This is a genomic window from Gordonia sp. NPDC003950 (assembly GCF_053605205.1).
The window spans coordinates 1-7338 of sequence record NZ_JBSGIT010000048.1; the positions used below are offsets into that span (position 1 = coordinate 1).

The 7338-nt window shown below is 61.6% G+C and carries 4 protein-coding genes and 2 pseudogenes; 2 read left to right on the forward strand and 4 right to left on the reverse strand.

Features of this window, described 5'->3' with window-relative positions:
• Window positions 1-425: 425 nt before the first annotated feature.
• The 4 genes and pseudogenes from ACWETB_RS23620 to ACWETB_RS23635 form a co-directional block, all read right to left on the reverse strand.
• Window positions 426-776: an integrase core domain-containing protein gene (locus ACWETB_RS23620; RefSeq protein WP_005194698.1), complete on the reverse strand. Its 351-nt coding sequence runs from the start codon at window positions 774-776 to the stop codon at window positions 426-428.
• Between the two features lie 105 nt (window positions 777-881).
• Window positions 882-2008, reverse strand: a pseudogene (locus tag ACWETB_RS23625) (IS3 family transposase).
• Between the two features lie 113 nt (window positions 2009-2121).
• The gene (locus ACWETB_RS23630; RefSeq protein ID WP_005194693.1) at window positions 2122-5145 is read right to left on the reverse strand and encodes an MMPL/RND family transporter; all 3024 of its coding nucleotides are present in this window, start codon (window positions 5143-5145) and stop codon (window positions 2122-2124) included.
• A 91-nt stretch (window positions 5146-5236) separates the two neighbouring features.
• On the reverse strand, window positions 5237-5845 hold the full coding sequence (locus tag ACWETB_RS23635; protein WP_005194691.1) for a TetR/AcrR family transcriptional regulator: 609 nt from the start codon (window positions 5843-5845) through the stop codon (window positions 5237-5239).
• Window positions 5846-5953: 108 nt separating this feature from the next.
• On the opposite strand from ACWETB_RS23635, the gene ACWETB_RS23640 reads away from it, so the two are divergent.
• On the forward strand, window positions 5954-6430 hold the full coding sequence (locus ACWETB_RS23640) for a PaaI family thioesterase (RefSeq protein ID WP_005194688.1): 477 nt from the start codon (window positions 5954-5956) through the stop codon (window positions 6428-6430).
• A 208-nt stretch (window positions 6431-6638) separates the two neighbouring features.
• Window positions 6639-7243 (forward strand): annotated as a pseudogene (locus tag ACWETB_RS23645) (transposase); the annotation flags it as partial.
• Between the last annotated feature and the right edge of the window lie 95 nt (window positions 7244-7338).

Consider the following 7338-nt stretch of genomic DNA (forward strand, 5'->3'; position numbering starts at 1 on the left):
CGGGCACTTTCCTGACCGCCGATGGGCAGTCCTTATTGGCCGTCAGCGGGCACTTTCGTGACCGCCCATGGGCAGTTTTTCATGTCCGCTGACACAGCATAAATCCCACCCTGTGTCCAAGATCCGGGGTCAAGGCCCAACGGACAAAACAAGAGACCACCAGCGCAACGCGCCGGTGGTCCCATAACTGGCAATCCAGGTGGTCCCATCCCGATGGCAAAAATCAGCTCACAGCGGTCCCTTCACCGTGGCAAATGACACTCGCGGTACCTGACGCTTCGGCGAGAGTGTTGTCGGAGGAGTCGCGCACAGTGCTGACCGAGGGGTCGACTTTAAACTCGATCAGCCGGTCGGCATAGGCCAGCGATATGTATTGGGGGTTCATTTGGTCGACGCAAGACCATGAAGTACCCCAGGTTTAGTTCCTATGTGGTTGCGAGGGCCGGGGCGGCCGACTCGCAGATAGCTGAGGCGCCGTTGAGGGCGGCCTCGAACTCTGTGGGTGGTTGATAGTCGAGCGCTTCGTGTAGACGCTGTTGGTTGTACCACCAGACCCATTCGCAGGTGGCAAGCCCCACCTGCTCGACGGTGCGCCAAGGCCGACGCTGCCTGATCAGCTCGGTCCGTATGGTAGCCGCAACATGCCAACCGACGATCACGCGGGTGCAGGCATCGGTGACAAATTCGGTGTAGGCGAAGCCCTGCCAGGTTCGCACGCAGGTGATGTCGACGACCCATAGCTGGGACGACCCGTAGCTGGTTGGGTCGATCGGCACGAAACTGTCGCTGAACTCGGTCGGTAGGTCTGGCCGTGGTCGGGTCGGGACGGGTGGTGAAAGCCTTCGCTGCCCGCTGCACTCCGCGGACCCCGGCCAGTCGCATCAGCCGCCGGGTCTGATTCTCGGCCGATGTGGTGGCCGGCGCCGGCGGTGGTAGGTCCGTTCGATCCAGGTGACGATTGCGATCCGTAGCTGTTCACGGGTGTCCCAGCGTTGACGGTCGAGCACGTTGCGTTGCAGGAGCGCGAAGAAGATCTCCATAGCTGCGTTGTCCCCTCACGCCCCGACCTTGCCCATCGACCCCGTTGGACCGTGAGTATTCAAGGCGTGTAGGAATTTCCGCGACCGGAGCTGTGACCCTCGATCCGAGTGAACGATGCAGCCGGCCACCTCACCACGACGGGCCAGCGCGCTGTGCAACGCTGCCACGGCCAGTCGGGACTTTCATCCGGGAATCGATGCTGTAGCCGACGATCCGCCCTGAGTGCACGTCCTTGATTGCACACAGATAGAGCTTGCCCTCACGGGTGTGGTGTTCGGTGATACCAGTGAGCCACAACCGATGTGGCTCCTCGGCGGTGAAGTCGCGCTGGACCAGATCATCGTGGACTGGTGGTCCCGGTCGTCGGCCGTTACGACCTCGCTTCTTGCCGAACACCGACCACCAGGCGTTGTCGCGGCAGATCCGCCACGCGGTCCGCTCGGCCATCGACTCACCCACGGTGGCGGCTTCCCCGGCGAGGAATCGGTAGCCGAATTCCGGGTCCTCGCGGTGGGCATCGAACAGGGCATTCGCCCGATACGCCGCGGCCAGCTTGGCATTGGTGACCGGGCTGGCCAGCCACCGGTAGTAGGGCTGGCGCGAGAGCTGAAGTACCCGACACGACACGCGACGGCAATCCCGTCGGCGGCGAGCTCTTTCACGAGCGGGTACAGCCTTTTCCCGGCAGGTTCGCCTGCGATAGATACGCCGCCGCTCGACGCAGCACCTCGTTCTCCTGCTCAAGCAGGCGGATCCGCTTACGGGCCTCGCGCAGTTCAGCGGACTCGGTCGAGGTCACGCCAGGGCTGCGGCCCCCATCAATATTCGCGCGTCGCATCCACTTGTGCAGCGTCATCGGGTGCACACCGAAGTCGTTGGCGACCTGCTCGATCGTGACGCCTTCTCCACGATCACGAGCCACCCGGATCGCATCGTCTCGGAGCTCCTGGGGGTACGGCTTGGGCACAGCTACATCCTTCCCGACCGCCCGAAGGCAAGCCAGATCAGATGTCACCTATCCGTGCAGCAGTCCCTAGCGACAGTCCCGCGCGGATACTGGGGAACTAAACCAGGAGTACGTTAAACGGTTTCGTTGTTCGGCCACCAGCTGGTTTTGCCTAGTAGTGTCGCGATGGCCGGCACGACGATGGTGCGCACTATAAAGGTGTCGAGCAGTAGTCCGATACCGATGATCAGTCCAACTTGGGTCATGATGGAGATCGAGCCAGCCATGAGGCCGAACATGCTGGCAGCGAAGATGAGGCCGGCCGAGGTGATGACCGATCCGGTGTTGGTGACGGTTCGTAGAACGCCGATTCGTATGTTGTTCTGGGATTCCTCGCGTAGGCGAGAGATGAGCAGCATGTTGTAGTCTGCGCCGACGGCGACGAGGACTATGAAAGCCAATAGCGGTACAGGCCAGGCGATCTCGGTTTTGAGGATGTGTTGGAAGATTAGGACGCCGATGCCCAGTGCCGCGGTGTAGTTGAGGACGACGGTTCCTAGGAGATACAGCGGTGCGATGAGTGCTCGGAGGAGAAGGATTAGGATCAGGCCGACGATGATGAGGGTTGCCAGTGCCAGGAGTTGAAAGTCGTCGGCGAGTAGGCGTTGCAGGTCGGCGTTGATGGCGGGGAATCCGGCGATTGCGATGTGGGAGTCCTCCAGGGTGGTGTTCGGTCTGGCGGCGTTTGCAACATCGGTGATGGTGTTGGTCAGTTGTATGGCTTCGGTGCTGTAGGGGTCGAAGCTGGTTTGTATTGCGTAGCGCACGGTATGGCCGTCGGGCGAGACGAATTGGCGAGCGACATCGACAAAGCGGCGGTCTGCGTTGGCTTGAGGTGGCAGGTAGAAGCCGGTCGCGGAGTCTGTTCCGGCGGTTTCGCGGGCGGAGGTTTGGAGTTGCGTGGCTAGGGTGGCCATCCCGGCTAGTTGCTGAAGGTTGCTGTCGATCAGCGCGGACACGCCGTCGGCGAGTTGTCGTGATCCTGCGGCGAGCTGACTCACGCCAGTTTGGAGTTGAGTGATCTTAGCGGGCAGGTCTTGGTTGTTGATGGTGCTCAGGGTGGAGTTGAGGGAGTTGACGGTTGCGGTGAGTTGGTCGGTGACCGTCGTGAGGGGTGTGTCTAGTTGTGCGAGTTGTGTTGACAGGGTGGTGATCTGGTCGAGCAGTCCACTCCCTAGTGTGGCGTTGAGGTCGCGAATCTGTGCGCGCAGGGTTGCGCACTGGGGGACTTGGGCGCACCAGGGCGCTGAGTCGAGGAGGGGTAGGATTGAGGTCACTGTTGTCAGCGCCGCGGATGTTTGGCGGGTCAGGGCGGCAAGTTGTGGGGCGTTCTGTGAGGCGCGGTCGAGTGCGGGCGCGGACGCGGCGAGCTGGCGCAGGAGTGGTTGGTACTGCTGGATTTGTTGACCGGCGGTGCTTGCTTGGGTGAGGATACCGGCGAGTGGCGTCAGGTTGAGGCGTAGCTGGGTGTCGAGTTGGGCCAGCCCGTCGGCGAGCTGGTTGGCACCGGAGCGCAACTGCTCGAGGTCGCCTTTTCGTTGCTGGCCGTCTGCGACGGCGCCTGCCACCTGGTCCCCGATCTGACCGTTCTGCCACGACAGCTCGGCCTGTTCGAGTTTGTCGCCGGTGGGGCGGGTGACGCCGATGACGCGAGTCACCCCGGGAATTTGGGATACCCGCGAAGCCATCTGCTCGAGGTCGGCAAGTCCGCTGGCGGTGCGTAGGTCGATCGGCGCATCCACCACAAGAAACTCAGCAACCGTCACATCTGTGGGGAAATGGCGGTCAAGCAGCGCATATCCCTGGTTGCTGTCGGTCGTCGCGGGTTGGCCCTGGCGGTCGTCATAGGTGATGTGGATACCCATCGCGATCGTGCTCAGCACGATCAGCCCCACCATCGTTATAGCGAGAAGGGGGACTGGGCGGCGGACGACAAGCACCGCCACGCGATTCCAGTACTTGCGCGTGAGGTCTCGTCGGGGGTTGCCCCAACCGAAGCGGGCTGCCCACTGCAGCACCGGCGGCAGCAAGGTGACAGTGGCGAGGAACCCGATGAGGATCGCGATCGCGCAGGCCGGACCCAAGGTGGAAAAGACGCTCAGTTCGCCGAACGCCATAGCCAGGAATGCCAGTGCCACCGTCGCCGCCGAGGCCAAGATGACCCGTCCGATCGTCGCTGTAGCGTCCACAAGAGCATCCGCGGTAGGCGCGCCTTGGCGCAACCGCTCGTGATAGCGGCTGATGAAAAAGACTGAGTAGTCCACCCCGGCCCCGAGCAGAATGACCGTCATGAATGCGACGGTGAACTGAGACACCGGCATTCCGAGCTCACCTAGTGCGGACAAGACGCCGCGGCCCACCCCAAGGCTGACACCAATCACCAGCAACGGCACCAGTGCTGTGAACAGCGATCGGTACACCACCAGCAAGATCAGGGCGATCAGCGCGACTGTGGCCAAAGTGATCACGACCAGGTCGCTCTCGGCACTCACGATCTGATCACTGAAGGTGGCTGCGGGTCCGGTGACATGAACCGCGGTACCAGTATCTTCAAACACCCGGCGTGCGGTTTCGCGGACGGTTTCCACCGCATGAGTCGCCGCCGGACCGCCCAGGGTCCCCGAGACCCCGACGGGCAGATACCAGGCCTTGCCATCCTCACTCAACGCCTGGCGGGCAGTGATCGGATCCGACAGCAAGTCACGAACCGATTGCACATCGTCAAAATTTTCACGGAGCTGTAGGACCAACGCGTCGTATCGCTCTCGCGTGACCTCTGTAAGCCCATTCGGGTTCTCCATGGTCACGAAGACAGTGGTCTTAGCGCCCTTTTCCCCGAATGCGCCACCCATTTGATCAAGAGCTTGAAAGGACGGAACCCCTGCAGGGATCGGATCTACCGATTGCTGCCGCACCACCGTCTCCAACTGAGGAAACAGCACCGCCAACACCACCCCGACAGCTATCCACACCCCGATGACCAGGGACTTGTGCGTCAAAGTGAACCGCGCGATTCGTCCCAACGTGGAGCTGTACTCGCTGCGCTCGACCAACGGCCGCCTTGCCAAGCGCTTGTCATCGGGACGATGGACCACCATACGCAGTACCTCACCAACTCATCTGGCCCACAGTGGAACCATCGGTAGCGCTACGCTACAAGTTGTAGCGTAAAAGTGGAAGGCGGTGAGGCTATGTAGGCGGGCGCCGCCTGTGCGCCGCAAGAAAGTCATCGACGAGGCGCTCGAGATCAGCGACATCCATCGCGCGAATCCCGGTGAGCTTGGCGAAGACCAGAGGGCCTGCCAGCTGAGTGATCGCCATGGTCAAGTCCGGATCGTCGAGTTCAGCGGCGGCCGCGCTACTTGTCAACACTCGATCAAAGGGTTCTCGGTACTGGTTGACTACGCGCATCCGCAACGGCCCCAATGCGTTTGGTTCTTCGCCAGGTTGCTTGGGAACCATTGCCAACCAAGCCAGTGTGGTCAACTGCAACGGAGCCTGTTCGATGAGAGCAGCCTGGCGTTGCATCAATGTGACCAGGTCATCGCGAATCGATTGCGAGGTTTCAGGGTTGTCCACCTGAGGCAACAACCGCTCGAAGGCTGCTGCCACCAGGTCCGTGGTGCTCTCAAAATGTCGATACAGCGTGGTGCGGGCTACGCGAGATAGCCGGGTTACAGCCTCCACGGTGACCGCTTCGACCCCACCGCTGCTGAGCAGGGTCGCGGCAGCATCCAACAACCGCGCCCGCGAGCGAACCCGCCTCGGGTCCACATCATCGATATCGGCGATCTCCACCCTTGCCCACTTCCCGCTCCAGACCAACAGCACAAACGATACCGTCGGTAACAGAACGAAACTGCGAGTGCTCGAACACCGAACGAGGACCGCAGAGAGGACCACCCAATGGGCTTCGATCAGCGGCTACCAGCGCACTCGCCATCATGTATGGGATGTGGCAGCGACAACCCCAGCGGACTCCAGCTCGAGGTATACAGGCATGACGACCACGTCTACGCTGATCTAACCTTCGACGAACGCCAATCAGGAGCACCCGGCCTAGCCCATGGCGGTGCCATCTCAGCAGCCTGCGACGACATCATGGGATTCACCCTGTGGATCGCCCGCACACCTGCAGTCACTCGAACACTCACCGTCGAGTACCGACACCCAGTGCCACTGCACACACCCGTGCACCTCGTCGCCACGGTCGTCGATAACACCGCTCGGGCACTCTCCATCAAAGCGGTCGGCACAGTAGGCAAGAAAGCGTATTTCACCGCGAACGCCGTGTTCGTGAAAGTTGACTTAAGTCACTTTCAGAACCACGGAGACCCGGACGCCGCCACAGACCTGATTACTCGATTCCTTCAAGCCGACTAGAATACCGTAACCGCGCCTGCATCTGGTGTTACCCGATACAGCAAGGCTGCATCAACCCTGAGGGCGAGACGTATCTAACCCATTCGCAGCGCCTTACCGCCCTCCCCGTGAACCGAGCGCTTAGCTTGTGAGGTGAGCCCTCCTGGGTGGTCCAGTCGTTGTGGGACTCTGTTGCTCGATTGTTCGAGCAGGAAGAATCAACGACGTCATGACATCGAACAAGCGCCGCCGGCACACGCCGGAGCAGATCATCCGCAAGCTCGCCGAGGGCAATATGCTCCTCGCCGCTGGTCAGGAACTCGACGAGGTGTGCCGGCACCTCGAAGTCGCGGAGTCCACGTGGCATCGCTGGCTGGCCCAGTACGGCGGCATGAAAGCTGATGACGCCAAGCGGCTCAAAGAACTCGAGGCGGAGAACGCCCGACTCAAGAAGCTCGTGGCCAACCAGGCCCTCGACATTGACATGCTCAAGGACCTGTCGTCGGGAAACTTTTGACCCCGAACCGTAAACGCCGCGCCGTGACGGTGCTGCAAGAACGGTTCGGGGTGTCTCAGCGTCGGGCGTGTGCGGTGGTCGGTATCCACCGCTCGACGATGCGCCTGAGGACACAACCAGCGGACGACGAGGACACCAGGCTGAGGGCCTGGCTACGCAGGTTCTCCACCGACCGGCCCCGGTGGGGGTGGCGGCGAGCAGCGAAGATGGCACGCAAATCCGGATGGGCGGTCAACGACAAACGTATTCGTCGACTATGGTGTGAGGAAGGACTTCGAGTGCCCCAGCGCCGCAAAAAGAAGCGGTTGACCGGCGTCTGATCCGTCCCGGTGTTTCCGGAGGGTTCGTCTCAAGGGAGAATGAAACCTATGGCAGCGGCAGGATCGAAGCGATACTCGGATGAGTTGAAGCG

Coding starts and splice junctions, on each gene's coding strand:
- ACWETB_RS23630 (WP_005194693.1), bottom strand. CDS start 5,145: ATGGTGGTCCATCGTCCCGATGACAAGCGCTTGGCAAGGCGGCCGTTG.
- ACWETB_RS23640 (WP_005194688.1), top strand. CDS start 5,954: ATGGGCTTCGATCAGCGGCTACCAGCGCACTCGCCATCATGTATGGGA.